Annotated in this window: 14 protein-coding genes; 7 read left to right on the top strand and 7 right to left on the bottom strand. The window is 71.0% G+C overall.

What is annotated here, in order from left to right:
- Nucleotides 1-60 precede the first annotated feature (60 nt).
- On the top strand, nt 61-1,890 hold the full coding sequence (locus ACM26Y_RS21655) for a DUF2339 domain-containing protein (protein WP_416061914.1): 1,830 nt from the start codon (nt 61-63) through the stop codon (nt 1,888-1,890).
- Nucleotides 1,891-1,899: 9 nt separating this feature from the next.
- Here the strand turns inward: ACM26Y_RS21655 and ACM26Y_RS21650 are convergent, their stop codons facing one another.
- The 3 genes from ACM26Y_RS21650 to trmB are packed head-to-tail and all read right to left on the bottom strand — an operon-like array spanning nt 1,900 to nt 6,467.
- Nucleotides 1,900-4,986 (bottom strand): MMPL family transporter, encoded by a 3,087-nt coding sequence (locus ACM26Y_RS21650; protein WP_416061913.1) that lies wholly within the window; start codon nt 4,984-4,986, stop codon nt 1,900-1,902.
- Nucleotides 4,987-4,995: 9 nt separating this feature from the next.
- On the bottom strand, nt 4,996-5,688 hold the full coding sequence (locus ACM26Y_RS21645) for an NYN domain-containing protein (protein WP_054375337.1): 693 nt from the start codon (nt 5,686-5,688) through the stop codon (nt 4,996-4,998).
- Nucleotides 5,685-6,467: a tRNA (guanosine(46)-N7)-methyltransferase TrmB gene (gene trmB, locus ACM26Y_RS21640; RefSeq protein WP_193788867.1), complete on the bottom strand. Its 783-nt coding sequence runs from the start codon at nt 6,465-6,467 to the stop codon at nt 5,685-5,687. The genes ACM26Y_RS21645 and trmB overlap by 4 nt, the downstream gene beginning before the upstream one ends.
- A gap of 105 nt (nt 6,468-6,572) precedes the next feature.
- Here trmB and ACM26Y_RS21635 point away from each other — a divergent pair, with 105 nt between their 5' ends.
- The 4 genes from ACM26Y_RS21635 to ACM26Y_RS21620 all read left to right on the top strand — a co-directional run bounded on the left by ACM26Y_RS21635 (nt 6,573) and on the right by ACM26Y_RS21620 (nt 11,053).
- Nucleotides 6,573-7,154 carry a hypothetical protein gene (locus tag ACM26Y_RS21635; protein ID WP_416061912.1) on the top strand — a complete coding sequence of 194 codons (582 nt, stop codon included), beginning with the start codon at nt 6,573-6,575 and terminating at the stop codon, nt 7,152-7,154.
- Nucleotides 7,151-8,590, top strand: a complete 1,440-nt coding sequence (locus tag ACM26Y_RS21630; protein WP_416061911.1) for a hypothetical protein — start codon at nt 7,151-7,153, stop codon at nt 8,588-8,590. The genes ACM26Y_RS21635 and ACM26Y_RS21630 overlap by 4 nt, the downstream gene beginning before the upstream one ends.
- Before the next feature lie 10 nt (nt 8,591-8,600).
- Nucleotides 8,601-8,945 (top strand): DUF6802 family protein, encoded by a 345-nt coding sequence (locus ACM26Y_RS21625; protein WP_054375072.1) that lies wholly within the window; start codon nt 8,601-8,603, stop codon nt 8,943-8,945.
- A gap of 278 nt (nt 8,946-9,223) precedes the next feature.
- Entirely contained in the window at nt 9,224-11,053 is a 1,830-nt protein-coding gene (locus ACM26Y_RS21620; protein WP_416061910.1) for a phosphoenolpyruvate carboxykinase (GTP), read from the top strand.
- Between the two features lie 79 nt (nt 11,054-11,132).
- Here ACM26Y_RS21620 and ACM26Y_RS21615 read toward each other — a convergent pair whose 3' ends face one another.
- On the bottom strand, nt 11,133-11,609 hold the full coding sequence (locus tag ACM26Y_RS21615; RefSeq protein ID WP_416061909.1) for a VOC family protein: 477 nt from the start codon (nt 11,607-11,609) through the stop codon (nt 11,133-11,135).
- A gap of 252 nt (nt 11,610-11,861) precedes the next feature.
- Between ACM26Y_RS21615 and cysK the strand changes: the two genes are divergently transcribed.
- Nucleotides 11,862-12,797, top strand: a complete 936-nt coding sequence (gene cysK, locus ACM26Y_RS21610) for a cysteine synthase A (RefSeq protein WP_003939081.1) — start codon at nt 11,862-11,864, stop codon at nt 12,795-12,797.
- Nucleotides 12,798-12,804: 7 nt separating this feature from the next.
- Nucleotides 12,805-13,383, top strand: a complete 579-nt coding sequence (gene epsC, locus ACM26Y_RS21605) for a serine O-acetyltransferase EpsC (RefSeq protein WP_416061908.1) — start codon at nt 12,805-12,807, stop codon at nt 13,381-13,383.
- 87 nt (nt 13,384-13,470) lie between these two features.
- Here epsC and ACM26Y_RS21600 read toward each other — a convergent pair whose 3' ends face one another.
- Genes ACM26Y_RS21600 through ACM26Y_RS21590 form a run of 3 tightly spaced genes read right to left on the bottom strand, consistent with a single transcriptional unit; the run spans nt 13,471 to nt 17,224 of the window.
- Entirely contained in the window at nt 13,471-14,919 is a 1,449-nt protein-coding gene (locus ACM26Y_RS21600; RefSeq protein WP_416061907.1) for an aldehyde dehydrogenase, read from the bottom strand.
- Nucleotides 14,920-14,948: 29 nt separating this feature from the next.
- Nucleotides 14,949-16,088, bottom strand: a complete 1,140-nt coding sequence (locus tag ACM26Y_RS21595; protein WP_416061906.1) for a hypothetical protein — start codon at nt 16,086-16,088, stop codon at nt 14,949-14,951.
- Entirely contained in the window at nt 16,085-17,224 is a 1,140-nt protein-coding gene (locus tag ACM26Y_RS21590) for a phosphotransferase family protein (RefSeq protein ID WP_416061905.1), read from the bottom strand. The genes ACM26Y_RS21595 and ACM26Y_RS21590 overlap by 4 nt, the downstream gene beginning before the upstream one ends.
- Nucleotides 17,225-17,277 lie beyond the last annotated feature (53 nt).

The following is a 17,277-nucleotide window of genomic DNA, read 5'->3' as shown; positions in this document are numbered from 1 at the left end:
GCCCAACATTGCGGTAGTGATACTCATGCCCCCGGACGCCGAGCCGCGGACCATGAAGGGATGAGTACGCCGACCCCGCCCGGTCTCGATCCGCGGCTCGTCGCCCAGCTGTCCGGCGAGTGCTACGCGCTCGAACAGCACCTGCTCGCCGTCGGCGCGCACGTCGCGCACCTACGGGCCCAGCTCGACCGCCTCGCTGTCACCCCGGCCCCGGCCCCGGTGCCGGTGCCGGCCCCCGCGCCGTCCGTGTCGCGGACCCCGCCGCCACCCCCACGGCCGGTCCCGCCCGTCGTCCCGCCGCCGCCGCCGGCGCCGGCGCGGGAGCCGTGGTGGCAGCGCGACGGCGTGATCAGCCGGGTGCTCGCCGTCGCGGGGGTGGCGGTCACCCTCATCGGCGTCGTGATGCTGCTCGTGCTCGCCGCGCAGGCCGGGATCTTCGGGCCCGTGCCCCGCGTCGTCTCCGGTGCGGTGCTGGCCGTCGCGCTCGTCGCCGTGGGGATCCGGGTGCACCGACGCGAGGGCGGACGCGTCGGCGGTGCCGCCCTGGCCGCGACCGGTTTCGCGGGCGGCTACCTGGTGCTCTTCGCGGCGACCGCGTACTACCGGTGGGTGCCTGCCGTCGCCGGTCTGGCCGCTGCCCTCGTCGTCGCCGGTGCGGGCGTCGCGCTCGCGGTGCGCTGGTCGGACCGGATCCTGGCCGTGCTGCTCGTGCTCGGTGCCGCTCTGCTCGCCCCGGCCCTGTCGGAGGGCGATCCGCTGCCGCTGCTCGGCTTCCTGCTGGTGTTGCTCGTCGCGAGCTTCCCGGCCCAGTGGCAGCGCAACTGGGCGCTGCTGCATCTCGCGCGGGTCGTGCCGATCGTCGCGGTCCTGCTGGCGACGATCGCCGGGGGCGAATTAGCCGACCGTGGCGAGCTGGCCTGGCTGGTCGGATTCCCGGTGGCGGTGGCCGTCTTCGTCGCCGGCACCGCGGTGCTGCTGCTGCGCCGGGACCCGGGCGACGTCGTCGCCGCGGTGTGCCTGGCGGTCGCGGCACTGCCGCTGCTCACGGTCGGTCTGCGGCTGGACCGGTGGCCTGCCGTCGCACTCGAAGCCACGGCCGCCGCCGGGTACCTCGCGCTGTTCGCGCTCGCCGGTCCCCGGTCGCGCCCGCTGCGGGTGGCGTCCGCCGCGGTGGCGGCGTTCGCGCTGCTGCACGCGTGCCTCACCGGTGCGAGCCCCGATGCGGCGGCCACGGTACTGCTTGCCGTCGCCGCCGGGTATGCGGGCGCGGCCGCATCGATGCGCTCGCGTCTGCTGTTCGTCGCCGGCCTCGGCTTCTGGGTGCTCGGCGGCGCGATGTTCTACGACGGGGCCGAAATCGAGAATCTCACCGACCGGATGCAGGCGGTGGACCGCCTCGACGTGACCACGCTGGTCACGGCGGTCCTGCTCGCCGCGGTCACGCTGCTGTTCGCGTGGACGGCGACACGACTGCATCTCGTCCGGGACCGGGGCGTGCCGTGGATGTGGAGCGGGGTGGCGCTCGTGGTGCTGTACGCGGTGACCACGGCGCTCGTCACGGCCGGCGTCCTCCTGGGGGGCGCGGATGCGGGGTTCGTCGCCGGGCACGCCGCCGCGACCATCTGCTGGATGATCGCGGCGACCGCGATGCTGGCGCTCGGTCTCGCGCGCACCGAGTACGCACACGCCGCCCTGGCCGCGGGGCTGTCGCTGACCGCTGCCGCGCTGGCCAAGCTCTTCCTGTTCGACCTCGCCGCCCTCGAAGGGGTGTGGCGGGTCGTCGCCTTCATCGTCGTGGGCCTGCTACTGCTCGCGGTCGGCACCCGCTACGCCAAGGCGTTCGCCGGTCGCGAAGCCGACTCGCCGGAGCCGGGACGCGACCAGGACTGATCCGGCCGGTCAGTCGCGGCGCTGCCGGGCGATCAGTTCGCTCACGCTGATCGACTGGCTGTTCTCGGCTCCTCCGTGCCGGCCGCCCTGCGCATCCTGCTCGTCGGTCTGCGACCGCTGCGCCGGGGCGTCGTCGGCGGGGGCGCCGGCCTCAGCCGGCGGTGTCGGCTGCGCCCGATCGTCGGTGACCGGCTGATCCGCCGTCCGCGGGTTGGCCCGTCGCAGCTGTGAGAGCCAGTTCTCGATCGCCTGCGGGTCCCGGGCCGGTGCGCCGGAAGAGCGCCGTTGCGGCTGTGCCTGCGGGCGTACGTAGGTCTGGGTCACCGGCGGTGGCACGTCGCCGCGTTGCCGGCGAGGCAACGGGGGCGTGGCAGGGCGACGGCTCTCCGTGGGGGGAACCCCGCCCCGCTCGCCGCTCGAGGGCGGGGGCGGCGTCTGCGGGTCCGGGACCTGCTGCGGGCGGGGCCGCTGCGGCAGGGGATGCTGTGCCTGCGGTTGCGGGGCCTGCGCCCGCTCGGGGCGTGGCTGGGGTTCGGGTGCCGGCGGGCGGGGACTGTCCGGGGTGGGAGCCGGCCGCGGCGGCGTCGGGATCCGGCCCGACGGATTCGCCGCCGCCGGCTGCTGCGGCCGTGCCGGCGGCGAGGCCGGGGCGGCACCGGTCGGGCGGCGGGACGGCCGGTCCCGACCCTCCGGGGCCCGTGCCGGCGGCTCCGCCGGGCGCGGTGGGCGAGGGGGCGCCGACCGGCGGACGGGTGGCTGCAGGTCGCGCACGCGCCGCTGCTCGGCGGCCGAGCGGGGTGGGGCGATCTTCGGCAGCGGCTGCGTCATCGGATCGTCCATGGCGACGCCGGCGACGGTCGGCAGGCGATGCGACCCGGTGGCTGCGACGGTGGCCGGACCGAACATGCCGACGGTGATCAGCTCCGGCACGTCCTGCGGCATGAGCTCGTTGTCGAGGATCGGCTCGGCGAGCCCGATCCTGGCCTGGATGCGCTTCATCCACGCCGGTGCCCACCAGCAGTCGTCGCCGAGCAGCTTCATCGTCGCCGGCACGAGCAGCATGCGGATGACGGTGGCGTCGATGATCAGGGCCGCGATCATGCCGTAGGCGATGTACTTCATCATCACCAGTTCCGAGAAGCCGAAGGCGCCGGTCACGACGATCAGGATCAGCGCCGCGGCCGTGATGATGCGGCCGGTGTGGGCCGTGCCGATCCGGATGGACTCGGTGGTGCTCGCCCCCTGCGAGCGGGCTTCGACCATCCGGGAGAGCAGGAACACCTCGTAGTCGGTGGACAGGCCGTAGATGATCGCGATGATGAGTACGAGTACCGGCGACATGATGGGGCCGGGGGTGAAGTTCAGGGCGCCGGCGCCGTGGCCGTCGATGAAGATCCACGTGAGGATGCCGAGGGTGGAGCCCAGGCCCAGTGCGCTCATCAGTGCCGCCTTGATCGGCAGCACCAGTGACCCGAAGGCCAGGAACATCAGCAGGGTCGTGAGCACCACGACCACCGTCACCATCAACGGCAGCGTGTTCATCAGGGCGGCGATCGAATCCTGCTCGATCGCCGGTGTCCCGCCGACGAGTACCTCCACGCCGTCGGGCCACTGCGCCGCATGCAGATAGTCGATGGTCTCCGCAGAGTTGTTGCGGTCCTCGAGGCCGGCCTTGACGACGCGGACGCCGTCCCGAGCGGGGCCTTCGATGGTGAACTTCTCCACCAGGCCGGGCGCCGAGCTGGCCGTCTGGATGATCTGGTTGAGATCGCCCCCCTCGGCCCCGCGGACGACGATGCGTACCGGCTCGGCGCGCTGGCCGGGGAACAGTTCGTCGAACTGCTCCTGGGCGAGCCGGGTCGGATGGTCGGGCGGCAGGTAGGTCTCGTTGATGCCGCCGAACTTGATGCCGGTCAGCGGCACGATGAGCAGCAGCAGGCCGATCACGGTGGGAATCGTGACCTTGAGCGGGTTGCGCATCACCCAGCGGGTGATGCGTCCCCAGATGCTGTTCTCGATCTGTTCGTTGGACTGGATCTGCCCGAACCGGGACCAGCCCCACTTGTCGATGTTCTTGCCGAGGATGGCCAGCATGGCGGGCAGCAGTGTGATCGAGGTGATCGCCGCGAGGGACACCGTCGCGATCGCGCCGTAGGCGACGGACTTGAGGAATCCCTGCGGGAACAGCAGCAGGCCGCCGAGGCTGGTGACGACCATCGTCGCGGAGAACACCACGGTGCGTCCCGCCGTCATCACCGTGCGGCGGATCGCGGCGGGTGTGGCGTAACCCTCGGCGAGTTCCTCCCGGAACCGGGACACCATGAACAGGCCGTAGTCGATCGCCAGACCCAGGCCGATCAGGGACACCACCGGGGCGACGAACGAGTTCACCTCGGTGAAGTTCGTGATGAGCCGCACGATGCCGTTGGCGGCGACGACCGTCAGTCCGCCGGTGATCAGCGGCATCGCGGCCGCGATCACCCCGCCGAAGACGAAGAACAGCAGGATGCCGACCGCCGGGATGGCGAGCAGTTCCATGCGCTTGATGTCCTGCGCCATCGTGTCGTTGAGGGCGCCGGAGATCGGTTGCAGGCCGGCGAGCTGCACGTCGACCCCGTCGATGAGGAACTCGTCCTTCACGTCGCGGAAGTTGTTGGTCAGCTCGGTGTCGTTGTCGCCGGCGATGGCGATCGACGCCACCGCGTGCTGCCGGGACTCGTCCGCGAGAGCGGGCACCGCGGGGGCCCCGTCCGTCGGCCAGTACGCGCCGTTGATCTTCAGGATCTGATCGGAGTGGTCCGCGACCAGCGAGTTCAGGCTGTCCTTGACCTTCGCCGCGAACTCCGGATCGTCGACCGTCCTGCCCTCCGGCGCCGTGTACAGCGCGAGGACGTCGCCGTTCGTGTCCCGGCCGAAGGTGCCGTCGGCCAGCTTCGCCGCGGCGACGGACTCCGAGCCGGGATCGTCCCAGCCGCTCTGACTGAGATGATCGCTCAGGCCCGCGCCGTACCCGGCGAGCCCGAGCAGACCGGCGACCATCACCGCGATAACGGTGAAGCGCGCACGGTGGACGAGCTCTCCCCAGCGGTCGAACACGAAACTCTCCTATTCGGCCACGCTCTTGCGGCCCACGAGCAGGGCGGACAGCGGTCGGAACGGCTGCAACCAGGCGCCCTCGTCGGGCAGCGAGTCCAGGCTCACGCGTGGCAGCGGCTCGCGGAACACCCCCGGGATGTCCTCGAGGTCGAGGAAGTCGAGCACCTCGGACGTGACCGCCCAGCTGGCGTGCTCGCGGAAACCGAGGACCTGCACCGCCACGCCGGTGGCGGCGATCTCCTCGAGCGGTTCCCGGAACGCCTGCCCGTCGGCGGAGGCGACCATCACCCCCGCCAGACCCTCACTGCGTCGCAGCGCGATGTGCCGCAACATGTCGGAGTCTACGTCGCTGTCCTCGTCGATCTTCGGCTTGGCGAACACCGCGAAACCCACGTTGCGCAACGCCTCGACCCATGGGCGGACCACGTCGGCGCTGCCCGGGGCGATGTTCGTGAACACCGTCGCCTCGGGCTCGAGGGTGGCCGTCGTGGTGCGTGAGAGTTCGGCCGTGCGGCTGAGCAGCCACCGTCCGAGCGCGTCGAACCGCGGCCGGTACGCGGCGGTGGGCCGGCCACCCAGGATGGCACCGAGACCCATGTCCAGGTTCGGCGCGTCCCACACGAGCAGCACCCGCTCGCGCCGCTCGGTGCCGTCCGCCGGGGGAGCCGCGGACACGTCGGACACTTCTTCGTGGACGCTCATGCCCTGATCTTCCCCCAGACGAGCTCGGTGATGCTGCTGCCCACCCGCTGCGCCTTGTCCTCGAACTTCGTGACGGGCCGTTCGTGGCTGATGGGGGACTCCCAGTCGAGGCTCGTCAGCAACGGCTCGGCGTTGCCCGCCTCGGCGATGGCTTCGGCGTACTCGGCGTGGTCGGTCGCGACGTGCAGCACGCCGCCCGGCTGCAGCCGGCTCGCGATCAGGGCGAACGTCGGTGGCTGCAGGAGCCGCCGCTTGTGGTGGCGGGCCTTGGGCCACGGGTCGGGGAAGAAGACCCGCACTCCGGTCAGCGACTCGGGGGCCACCATGTGCTCCAGTACCTCGACGGCGTCGCCGCGCAGGATCCGCAGGTTCCGGATCGGCGTGTCGGTGTCGTAGGTGCGCTCGATCTGCTGCAGGGTCTGCGCGATACCGGGCTTGTAGACCTCGACGGCGACGAGATTCACGTGTGGTTCGGCACGGGCCATCGTCACCGCGGCGGTTCCGGTGCCGGAGCCGATCTCCAGCACGACCGGTGCGGAGCGGCCGAACCAGGCATCCATGTCGAGCCGGTCGTCGCCGACGTCGCGGCCCAGCTCGGGCCAGCAGCGGTCCCACGACTCCTGCTGCGGGAGCGTCAGCGCACCCCGCCGCGAGCGGAAACTCGTCACCCGCGGGTACAGACGGTTTCCTCGGGTCGGGCCCTGCTCCAGCGTCTCGGTCGTGTCCAGATCGGCGTCGTTCACCCGACCATTGTCGCGTATCGACGGAGTGTGTGGCAGGAGGGACTGAAGTGACCACAGTGTTTTCTCAGGGTGCCGACGCCCCGGGCCGCTGCCGTCGCCCGCCCCCTCTGTCAGAATCGGCGGCGACACACGGGGGTGGTCATGGTGGGGGATGCGGGGGTCGCGCACGCTCGTTGGCGACACATCGTCGAGGACATCGGCCGGTTCGACGCCGGAGCCGGCCGGCAGGCCCAGCGCGCCCTCGAGCGGCACGACGCCCCGCTGCGGGTGCAGATCGCCGGTCGCGGCGGGGCCGTCCGTCCCACCCTCCGCAGCGCCGTCGAGGCGGCGGTCGCGCGCGTCGAGGCCGCGGAACTCGACTCGCCGGACCGGCCCGAACCGGTCCTCGACGCGGACGTCGTCCTCCTCGTCCTCGCCGCGCGGGCGCACCCCGCCGATCTGGCGGCGCTCCTCACCGTCGACGCCGAACGACTCGTCGTCGTGCTCGACCGGACCGAGGGACTCGACGACGCCGACGCCGCATTCGCCCACGCCGCCGCGCAGGTGCGACGGCCGGTCCTCGCGCCCGGGTCGGCGCCGGCGGCGGTGGCCCACCGGCTCGGATCCGCGCGCCGCCGCCGCGCCGCCGCGCTCGCCCGCGACCTGGCCGGCATCGCGGCCGGCCCGCGAGCCCGCGACGTCATCGAATCCGTCCTCGACGATCTCCTCGGGTCGGAGTGGTGATCCCGGCCGATGTCGGCGACGTCGTGCGCCGCTGGAACCCGGACGGATGGGCTCGGCTGCACGCACCGGTGGGCCCGCCGCGGGTCCGGGTGGCCGGGGTCGACGGTTGCGGTTGCGCAGTCCTCGTCGACGAACTCTCCGCGCTCGACGCTGCCCCGGAGTACGTCCGCGACGGTCCCGCGACCGTCGTGCTCATGGTGTTCGAGGCCTCGGCCTACCTCGGCCGGACCGAACTCGCCGTCCTCGAGTCCGCCGGACGGGGCGCCGGCCGCGTGGTGTGCGCCCTCACCGGCATCGACGCGCACCCGGACTGGCGGGACGTGCACGACCGGGACGTCGCCCTGCTGCAGCGGCACGCGCCCTGGCTCGGTCCGGTGGCCCTGCTGCCCGTCGGGACGTCGCTCGCCGCCCGCGCCCGCGTCGTCGGCGGCGACGCGGGCGCGGTGCTGCGACTCGAATCCGGGATCGTGGACCTGCACGAGGCCCTGACGGCGGCGCTCGTCGCGGGCCCGCACACGGACCGGGCCCTGCGTACCGCCGTCGTCGCCGAGACCCGCCACCTCGTGATCCGCGCGGTCGCCGAGTTGCGCGCCGGCGACGACACCGCGGCACTGCGCGCCGAACGGGCGCGATGGAGCCTGCGCGCGTCCACTCCCACCGACGACGGCAGTCTCCGAGCCGAGCTGCAACGGGCCCGCCTCGACACCGCGCAGGCCGTGGCGGCGGCCGTCCGGGCGGCGTCCGCCGAGGTCCGCGACGCACTCGAGTCGGTGGATCCGGCGATCGTGCCAGATCTGCTCGACGACGCGGTGCGCGGCCTGTACGTCCGGGTGGACGCGGTCGTCACCGCGCGGCTGGCCCGCCTCGATCCGATCGAACAGCGACCGGCCGGACCGCCGGTGGCGCCTCCGCGTCTCGCGCCGCCCTCCCCACGACGTTCCGTGGAGGACCGCCTCACCGTGGTGATCGGTGCTTCGGCGGCGGCCGGACTGGGACGGGTCGCGGTGTCCCCACTGTCCCTGGTGCCCGGGCTCGAGCTGGCGACGGTACCGCTGAGCCTGTTGCTCGGCGCGGCGGCCGCGTGGTGGCTGGTGCGGATACGCCGCCGGCTCGCCGATCGGGATCGGATGCGCCGGTGGGCGCTCGAGGAACTCGTCGACGTGCGGGCCGAGCTCGAGGCCGTGGCGCTCGAGCGCCTCGTCGACGCCGAGGCCCGGCTCGGGGCGGCCGTCGCCACCGCGCGTGCCGCCCGGATCGCCGCCGCGCGGGAGCGCATCGCCGCCGTCGACGACGAACTGCGACGTCGCGCCGAGGTCCGGGCCGGGAAGCTGGCGGCCTGCGAGCGCGATCTCGCGGTACTCGCCCGGGCGGGAACCGCCGGCCGGCCGGGTGCGTCCAACGCGATGACGGCATCCGACGGTGGGGCACGGGAGTGAGGAGCGCACGATGGTGGACGGTTCGATCGACATCGACGACGGGGAACCCGGTCCACCCGTCCCGGGACGTCCGTCGTTCGTCCCGGGGCTGGTCCCGGCCCTGCTCGACCCGGTCGGACCGGGTGCGCTGCCCCCGCCCGTGGACGTCGACGGCGACGGCCTGCCCGAGACCGTCACGTTCACCACCGCGGAGGCCCTCGTCGTCGCGTCGGACACCGACGCCGACGGCTGGTTCGACCGGGTCACCGAGCTCGGCGACGACGGACGGTTCGGCGTGTGGCAGTTCCGGTGCGACGTGGAGGGGGCGGAGTCCTGGACCCGTATTGACGAAGGTCACCTGGACGGGAGAAAGTGAGACAAATCGCCTGTGCCGTGGGGGTGTGAGGCGGGTACGCTGTCACCCCTCTGAATCGTTTCTGTGACATTTCCGACCGGCCCCGATTGCCATCACCCCGAAGTCCGGCGTTAACCTCTATGAATAGGACATCCGGCGCCCGCCTCGTCCGTTCGGCCACGGAGGAAGCGGGTGGTACCCCTGCCGAGAGGGGGAGTCCGGGTCCGCCGCTGGTCCCTGGGACGGTTCGTCGCAGGTCGGGGGAGGGATCCGGTTCCGGCGCACCCCAGGAGAGTTTGATGACCTCAGTGACCATTCCCGGTCTGAACGGCACCGACGGCACGCCCCCGACCCAGCACGCCGAGCTGCTCGCATGGGTACAGGAGATCGCCGAACTCACTCAGCCGGACCGGGTCGTCTGGGCCGACGGGTCCGACGAGGAATGGGACCGGCTGACCACCCAGCTGGTCGAGGCAGGGACCTTCACCCGCCTCGACGACGAGAAGAAGCCCAATTCCTTCCTGGGTAACTCCGACCCGTCGGACGTCGCGCGCGTCGAGTCGCGCACCTTCATCTGCTCGCGCAACGAGGTCGATGCCGGACCCACCAACAATTGGATGGACCCGGCCGAGATGCGGGCCACCATGACCGAGCTTTACCGCGGCAGCATGCGCGGACGCACCCTCTACGTGGTGCCGTTCTGCATGGGCCCGCTCGGCGCGGACGACCCGAAGCTCGGCGTCGAGATCACCGACTCGGAGTACGTCGTCGTCTCCATGCGGATCATGACCCGCATGGGCACCGCGGCCCTGGAGAAGCTGGGCACCGACAAGCCCTTCGTCAAGGCCCTGCATTCCGTGGGTGCACCGCTCGAGCCCGGCCAGAAGGACGTGCCGTGGCCGTGCAACGACACCAAGTACATCACCCACTTCCCGGAGGACCGGGAGATCTGGAGCTACGGCTCCGGCTACGGCGGCAACGCCCTCCTCGGCAAGAAGTGCTACTCGCTGCGTATCGCGTCGGCCATGGCGCACGACGAGGGCTGGCTCGCCGAGCACATGCTGATCCTCAAGCTGATCTCGCCGGAGGACAAGGCCTACTACATCGCGGCCGCGTTCCCGAGCGCCTGCGGCAAGACCAACCTCGCGATGATCCAGCCGACCATCCCGGGCTGGCGTGCCGAGACCCTCGGCGACGACATCGCCTGGATGCGGTTCGGTGAGGACGGCCGGCTGTACGCGGTCAACCCGGAGTACGGCTTCTTCGGCGTCGCGCCCGGCACGAACCACGGCTCCAACCCCAACGCCATGAAGACGATGGAGGCCGGCAACACGCTGTACACCAACGTCGCGCTGACCGACGACGGCGACGTGTGGTGGGAGGGGCTCGAGGGCGATCCGCAGCACCTCACGGACTGGAAGGGCAACGACTGGACTCCCGAGTCCGGCACCCCGGCCGCGCACCCGAACTCGCGGTACTGCACCCCGATGTCGCAGTGCCCGATCCTCGCCCCCGAGTGGGACGATCCGCAGGGCGTGCCGATCTCCGCGATCCTGTTCGGCGGTCGCCGCAAGACGACGGTGCCGCTGGTGAGCGAGTCCCTCGACTGGCAGCACGGCACCTTCCTCGGTGCGACGCTGTCGTCCGAGCAGACCGCCGCCGCAGAGGGCAAGGTCGGCACCGTCCGTCGTGACCCCATGGCGATGCTGCCGTTCATCGGGTACAACGCCGGCGACTACCTGAACCACTGGATCAACATCGGCAAGTCCGCCGACTCGGACAAGCTGCCGAAGATCTTCTACGTGAACTGGTTCCGTCGCGGTGACGACGGCCGCTTCCTGTGGCCGGGCTTCGGCGAGAACTCCCGAGTGCTCAAGTGGATCGTCGATCGCATCGAGCACCGGGCCGGCGCGCAGTCCACGCCCATCGGCTTCGTGCCGTCGGCCGCGGACCTCGACCTCGAGGGCCTCGACGTCGACCGCGACGACGTCGACGAGGCACTGAAGGTCGACGTGGCGGAGTGGAAGGAAGAGCTGCCCCTGATCGAGGAGTACTTCGAGTTCCTCGGTGAGAAGGTGCCCTCCGGCATCCGTGACGAGTTCGAGGCCCTGAAGCAGCGCCTCGGCTGACGCCTGACCGACCGAATGTCACATCGGATCGCTTGGATCGATCCGATGTGACATTCGGCGTTTCAGGGGTGCCGGCTGCTCAGGACGACCGGCTCGTGAGCCATTCGTCGATGCGACGTCGTGCCTCCTCGGGCGGGACGTCCTCGACCCGCGTCATGATCGCCCACCGGTGCCCGAACGGGTCGAGGATCGTCCCGAACCGGTCCCCGGTGACGAACGTCGACGGTTCCTCGAAGACCTGCGCCCCCTGCTCGACGGCCCGGGCGAACGTCGCGTCGACGTCGGTGCAGTACAGCACGTAGGAATGGTCGACGACGTTCGTCCCGTCCGGGGCGCGCAGGCCCATGGCCGGCGCGGGGTCGCTCAGCTGGAGCCGGCCGGCGCCGAAGTCCAGTTCGGCGTGGGCGATCGTGCCGTCGGGTCCGTCGGTGCGGTCGACGACCTCGGCGCCGAACACTGTGCGGTAGAACTCGACGGCGCGGGCCGCACCGTCCACGACGAGGAACGGTGTGAGGGCGGTGTAGCCGGTGGGAATCGGTTTCACGGAATGCGTCATGCGACCAGTCTGGCGTCGTCACGAGCTGCAGTATTGGACGTTTCCGACATCCTTCGTCCCGTGCCACGGACCGAATGTCACATGGGTTCGATTCGATCGAAGGAATGTGACATTCGGTCAGTTCTGCGGCGAGGGGTTCGCGGTAGGGCCGTTGTCGGCTCCCCACGTGAATCGGGCATCCGGCGGAATGATGCAATAGGTGACGACGGAACCAATCCGGTCGGCACTGCGACCGGGAGGAGGATCGGGCCCATGAGCGGTATCTACAACAATGTCACCGAGCTGGTCGGGCGAACCCCGATCGTGCGGCTGAACCGGCTGACCGAGGGGCTCGACGCCCAGGTCGCGGTGAAGCTCGAATTCTACAACCCGGCCAACAGCGTCAAGGACCGGATCGGCGTGGCGATCATCGACGCGGCCGAGAAGTCCGGCGAGCTGCGTCCCGGTGGGACGATCGTCGAGGGGACCAGCGGCAACACCGGCATCGCGCTGGCGATGGTCGGTGCCGCACGCGGCTACAAGGTCATCCTGACGATGCCCGAGACGATGTCCACCGAGCGGCGCGTGATGCTGCGGGCGTTCGGCGCCGAGATCGTCCTGACCCCCGGCTCCGAGGGTATGGCCGGCGCGGTGTCGAAGGCGGAGGAGATCGTCGCGAAGACCGAGAACGCGATCCTCGCCCGCCAGTTCGCGAACCCGGCGAACCCGGAGATCCACTACAACACCACCGGTGAGGAGATCTGGAAGGACACCGGCGGGGAGGTCGACATCTTCGTCGCCGGCATCGGCACCGGCGGCACCATCACCGGAGCGGGCCGCAGGCTCAAGGAATACAAGCCGGAGGTGAAGATCGTCGGCGTCGAGCCCATCGATTCGCCGATCCTCACCGGCGGGCAGCCGGGCCCGCACAAGATTCAGGGCATCGGCGCGAACTTCGTGCCGGACGTGCTCGATCGCGCGGTCTACGACGAGATCGTCGACGTCTCGTTCGACGACGCCGTGCGCGTGGGCCGGGATCTCGGCACGCAGGAGGGCATCCTCGGCGGCATCTCGTCCGGTGCGATCGTGTGGGCGGCGCTGGAACTGGCGAAGCGCCCGGAGAATGCGGGCAAGCTCATCGTCGCCGTGGTCTGCGACTTCGGCGAGCGGTACATCTCCACTCCGCTGTTCGAGCACATCCGGGACTGAACGAATCGTGAGTGTTCTGCGCACCCTCCGGGAAGACCTGCAGGCGGCCCGGGGCCACGATCCGGCGTCGCGTGGTGACATGGAGAACGCCCTCGTGTACTCGGGCCTGCACGCGATCTGGTCGCACAGGCTGGCACACCGGATGTGGGCGCGGCCGGCGCTGCGGGGACCTGCCCGCGTCCTGGCGCAGTTCACCCGCTTCCTCACGGGCATCGAGATCCACCCCGGCGCGACGATCGGCCGGCGATTCTTCGTCGACCACGGCATGGGCGTGGTGATCGGAGAGACCGCCGAGATCGGCGAAGACGTGATGATCTATCACGGCGTCACGCTCGGCGGACGGTCGCTGGCACGGACGAAGCGGCACCCGACCATCGGCAACCGGGTCACCATCGGCGCGGGGGCGAAGGTACTCGGGCCGGTGGTGATCGGCGACGACGTCGCGATCGGCGCGAACGCGGTCGTCACCCGCGACGTCCCCGCCGACTCGATCGCCGTCGGCATCCCGGCGACGATCCGGCCGCGCAAGTCGCACGAGGAACTCGTCGACCCGGCGTGCTACATCGATCCCGCGATGTACATCTGACGTCCATCGCCGTCTGACGGCCGAATGTCACATCGGGTCGACTGGATCGACCCGATGTGACATTCGGCCCAGACCCGGGAGAGGGGGTCAGGCGCCGTAGCCGGGCGGGTACAGCACCGACTTGGTCTCGCAGAACGCCTCGACGCCCTCGGGACCGTTCTCCCGTCCGATGCCGGAATTCTTGTAGCCGCCGAACGGCGAGCCCGGGTCGAAGGCGTACCAGTTGATGCCGTAGGTGCCGGTGCGTACCCGCGACGCCACCTCGAGGCCCTTGTCGACGTCGGTGGTGTAGACGGAGCCGGCGAGGCCGTAGTCGGAGTCGTTGGCGATCTTCACCGCCTCGTCCACGCTGTCGTACGGGATCACGCACAGCACGGGACCGAAGATCTCCTCGCGCGCGATGGTCATGGAGTTGTCGACGTCCGCGAAGATGGTCGGTTCGACGAAGTAGCCCTTGTCGAGTCCGGCGGGCCGGCCGCCGCCGAGCACCACTCGCGCGCCCTCCTCCTTGCCCTTGGCGATGTAGCCCTCGACCCGGTCGCGCTGCTTGGCGGAGATCAGGGGCCCGAGCTGTGCGGTTGCGTCGTCGGGGGCGCCGACGGGGAAGAACGCGGCGGTCGCGACCATCTTCTCGACGACCTCGTCGTAGCGCGAGCGCGGCGCGAGGATGCGGGTCTGGCCGACGCAGGCCTGTCCGGTGTTCATCAGACCGGACATCACGAGCATCGCGATCGTCGAGTCGAGGTCGGCGTCCTCGAGGACGATGGCGGCGGACTTGCCGCCGAGCTCGAGCGAGCAGCGTTTGAGGTTGCGGGCCGCGATCTCGCCGATGTGCTTGCCGACGGCGGTCGAACCGGTGAAGGTGATCTTGTCGATGTCCGGGTGCGAGACGAGGTACTCGCCGGTCTCGGCACCGCCCGGGACGAGGGAGAGCACGCCCTCGGGCAGGCCCGCCTCGGCGAAGATCTCGGCGACCGCGTTGGTGGTCAGTGGCGACTCGGGCGCGGGCTTGAGCACGACGGTGCAGCCGGCGAGCAGGGCCGGCCCGAGCTTGTTGATCATCAGGAACAGCGGCACGTTCCACGCAATGACGGCGGCGACCACGCCGACGGGTTCGCGCGTCACCCGGGAGCGTCCGAAGGCGCCGGTGCGCTCCTCCGTCCAGGGAAACGAATCGGAAAGTCCCGCAAAGTAGTTGATCGTCGCCAGCGACGGCGTCACCTGCATCATCTGCACCGAGGCCGGCGGCTGGCCCATCTCGGCGGACAGCGACGCCGCGAGGTCGGCGCTGCGTTCTTCGATCAGCTTGGCCGCCTTGGCGAGCACCTGGGCCCGCTCGGACGGCGCGGTCCGGGGCCACGGCCCGTCGTCGAAGGCGCGACGGGCAGCGGCGACGGCGGCGTCGATGTCCTGCGGCCCGGCGACCGGCACGGAACCGACGCGTTCCTCGGTGGCCGGGGAGAACACCTCGAGGCGCTCGTCGGTGGAAGGGGCGGCCCAGCGTCCGCCGATGAAGAGCTTGTCGTAATCGGTCATGTCACCTTTCCTCAACGATCTTCGGTTGCTCACTTGTCCGACCGGGCGGGGTGGGTGTCGACGAACCCGGTGAAGCCGTACTGCCGGTGCGGCCCGATCACGGCGACCTCGAACAGCCCCGTACCGACCGCGTCCGATCCGGTGATCCGGAACCGCGCGAGATGGTCGGTGGGGCAGAACAGCAGCAACGCCGGGTCGATCTCGCGGACGTCGCGGCGCAGCGACTGCACCACCAGCTCGCCCTGCCACATGCCGTGCCGCCAGTCCTGCTCGAGCCCGTAGCCGGTACCGACGGCGAGCAGGTTCGGCACCAGCAGTTCGCAGTCGACGGTCACGACTTCGGACCCGGGCCGGTGGAACGTCAGTACCGCCCCCGTGACGTTGCGGGTGCCCGGCGCGAACACCAGCCGGTGTTCCGGCCGGCCCAGCCACTCGGGCTCGGCGCCGGACCGGATCCGGATCGCCTCCTCGACCAGACGCCGACCCTGGTCGTCCTCCTGCACGATCGTGACGAGCGTGTCGTTCTCGAACTGCATCACCGAATAGATCCAGAAGAAGCCGGGCGTGCCCTCGTGTGCCTTGCGTCCGGGCGGCTCCGGTTCCCCGACCGGGCGCACGCCCCACGAACGGTCGCGGTTGCCGAGCCACGTCCGCGGATCCACCTGCCGCGTCTGCCCTTCGACCGTGAGAGTGCCCGACCATCGGCCGGACTGCACGAACCGTGACGTGTCCATGACGACGCGCTCGAGCTGGCGCAGTCGCTGCGGTGTCTCCTCGGTGGCCGGGACGGTGCCGTCGAAGGTGATATCGAAGGAGAGGTCGGCGGTCTCGGCGTGACCCGGCTCGAGGACCACCCGCAGCCGCTGCAGTCCCTCGAGCACCTCGACGCGCAGCGGTCCGACGGTCGTGTCGGTCCGATCGGTCCCGAGTGCCTTCGACGCCCGGACGACGAGGTGGTCGTCGCCGCGGCGCAGCACCGCGAAACCGTCGGCCACACCGAGATTCGGGTACTGGCCCATGCCGACGATCAGGAACAGGTCGGCGGTGTCGGCGGGGTAGCAGTTGAAGTAGTACCGGTCGTAGAAGTTGCGATCGGACGTCGCGACGCGCCGGATCGGTTCGGCCGTCTGATGGACGGGGTAGTCGTCCAGCGGGGAGAGGGAGCTCACGACGCCGGCCCCTGCCGGTCGGTGCCGTCGAGCATCGCCTCGAGGGTGGCGCGGTGCATGATCCCGTCGTCGGGGTCGTGGGGTGGTTCCGCCTGCCCGAAGTGCACCGCGCGAGTGTGGATGCGCAGCATGATGATCGCGTGCTGCAGCGCCGCGTGGACGGTGTAGAAGTGCAGGTCGCGGGGGACGTGACCGGTGCGCTGCGCGTACGTGCGGGCCACGTCGTCGAGACGCAGGAAGTCCGGCAGGCCCGGGAGCCCGGCGGCGACGGCGATGTCCTCGAAGAACCGGTGCAGGAACGTCATCCAGGCCAGGTCCATCTCGCGGGCGCCCAGGGTGGCCAGTTCCCAGTCGAGCACCGCGACGGGCCGGAACCCGTCGAAGAGGATGTTGCCGATCCGCGCGTCGCCCCAGCACAGCACCGCGGGGGAGCGGTCGTCGGGACGGTGGGTGTCGAGCCAGGTGAGCGCCCGCTCGACGAGCGGGGAGCGGGGCCCGCCGGTGCGGGTGGTCCATTCGTAGTAGGCGCGCTGACGATCCAGGTGCGCCCGGACGGCGTCGGCGACGGTGCCGGCCGGTCCCAGCCCGGCGCTCGCCGGCGGGACGCCGTGGACCCCGGCGAGCACCTCGACGCAGGCGTCCTGCATGGCGGCGCGCTCGGCGTCGCCGGCCTCGGTGACCCAGGAGCCGAAGTTGTACGGCATCACGTCCGGCGGTACGCGACCGGCGACGCGGGTCATGACGAAGAACGGGGCTCCGAGCGGTGCGGGGTCGGGTTCGTACCAGTGCACAGCCGGGACGGGCACACGGGAGTGCTCGGCGACGGCGCGCATGACACGGGCCTGGCCCTCGAGGTCGTAGGTGGGGAAGACGGGCACGGCGGTCTCGGCCGGGGCGACACGGGCGACGAGCGGACGGTCGACGCCGTCCCAGCGGGCGTCGAACAGCAGCGTCTCGCTGGACATGCCGGTGGTCTCGGGGATGTGCACGTTCTCGACGACCGGGTCGGTCACCTTCGTCGCGAGCCACGAACGCAGGTTCTCCCGGACCTGCTCGGGATCGCGCCGGGAGTCGCTGGGCCGGGCGACCTCGGCGTCGTGGCCGGCGGACGTCGACGCGGCAGGGTCGATGCTCACGCGCTCTCCTTCCGGCCACCGGGGACTGTGACCTCGAACACTAGAACACGTTA

The organism is Rhodococcus indonesiensis (assembly GCF_047782815.1).
GTDB classification, from domain to species: Bacteria; Actinomycetota; Actinomycetes; order Mycobacteriales; family Mycobacteriaceae; genus Rhodococcus; species Rhodococcus indonesiensis.
Note: the sequence above shows the minus strand (reverse complement) of the source record. Positions and strands in the feature narration are given on the sequence as shown.

Coding starts and splice junctions, on each gene's coding strand:
- ACM26Y_RS21655 (WP_416061914.1), top strand. CDS start 61: ATGAGTACGCCGACCCCGCCCGGTCTCGATCCGCGGCTCGTCGCCCAG.
- ACM26Y_RS21645 (WP_054375337.1), bottom strand. CDS start 5,688: ATGAGCGTCCACGAAGAAGTGTCCGACGTGTCCGCGGCTCCCCCGGCG.
- ACM26Y_RS21635 (WP_416061912.1), top strand. CDS start 6,573: ATGGTGGGGGATGCGGGGGTCGCGCACGCTCGTTGGCGACACATCGTC.
- ACM26Y_RS21625 (WP_054375072.1), top strand. CDS start 8,601: ATGGTGGACGGTTCGATCGACATCGACGACGGGGAACCCGGTCCACCC.
- ACM26Y_RS21620 (WP_416061910.1), top strand. CDS start 9,224: ATGACCTCAGTGACCATTCCCGGTCTGAACGGCACCGACGGCACGCCC.
- ACM26Y_RS21615 (WP_416061909.1), bottom strand. CDS start 11,609: ATGACGCATTCCGTGAAACCGATTCCCACCGGCTACACCGCCCTCACA.
- cysK (WP_003939081.1), top strand. CDS start 11,862: ATGAGCGGTATCTACAACAATGTCACCGAGCTGGTCGGGCGAACCCCG.
- ACM26Y_RS21600 (WP_416061907.1), bottom strand. CDS start 14,919: ATGACCGATTACGACAAGCTCTTCATCGGCGGACGCTGGGCCGCCCCT.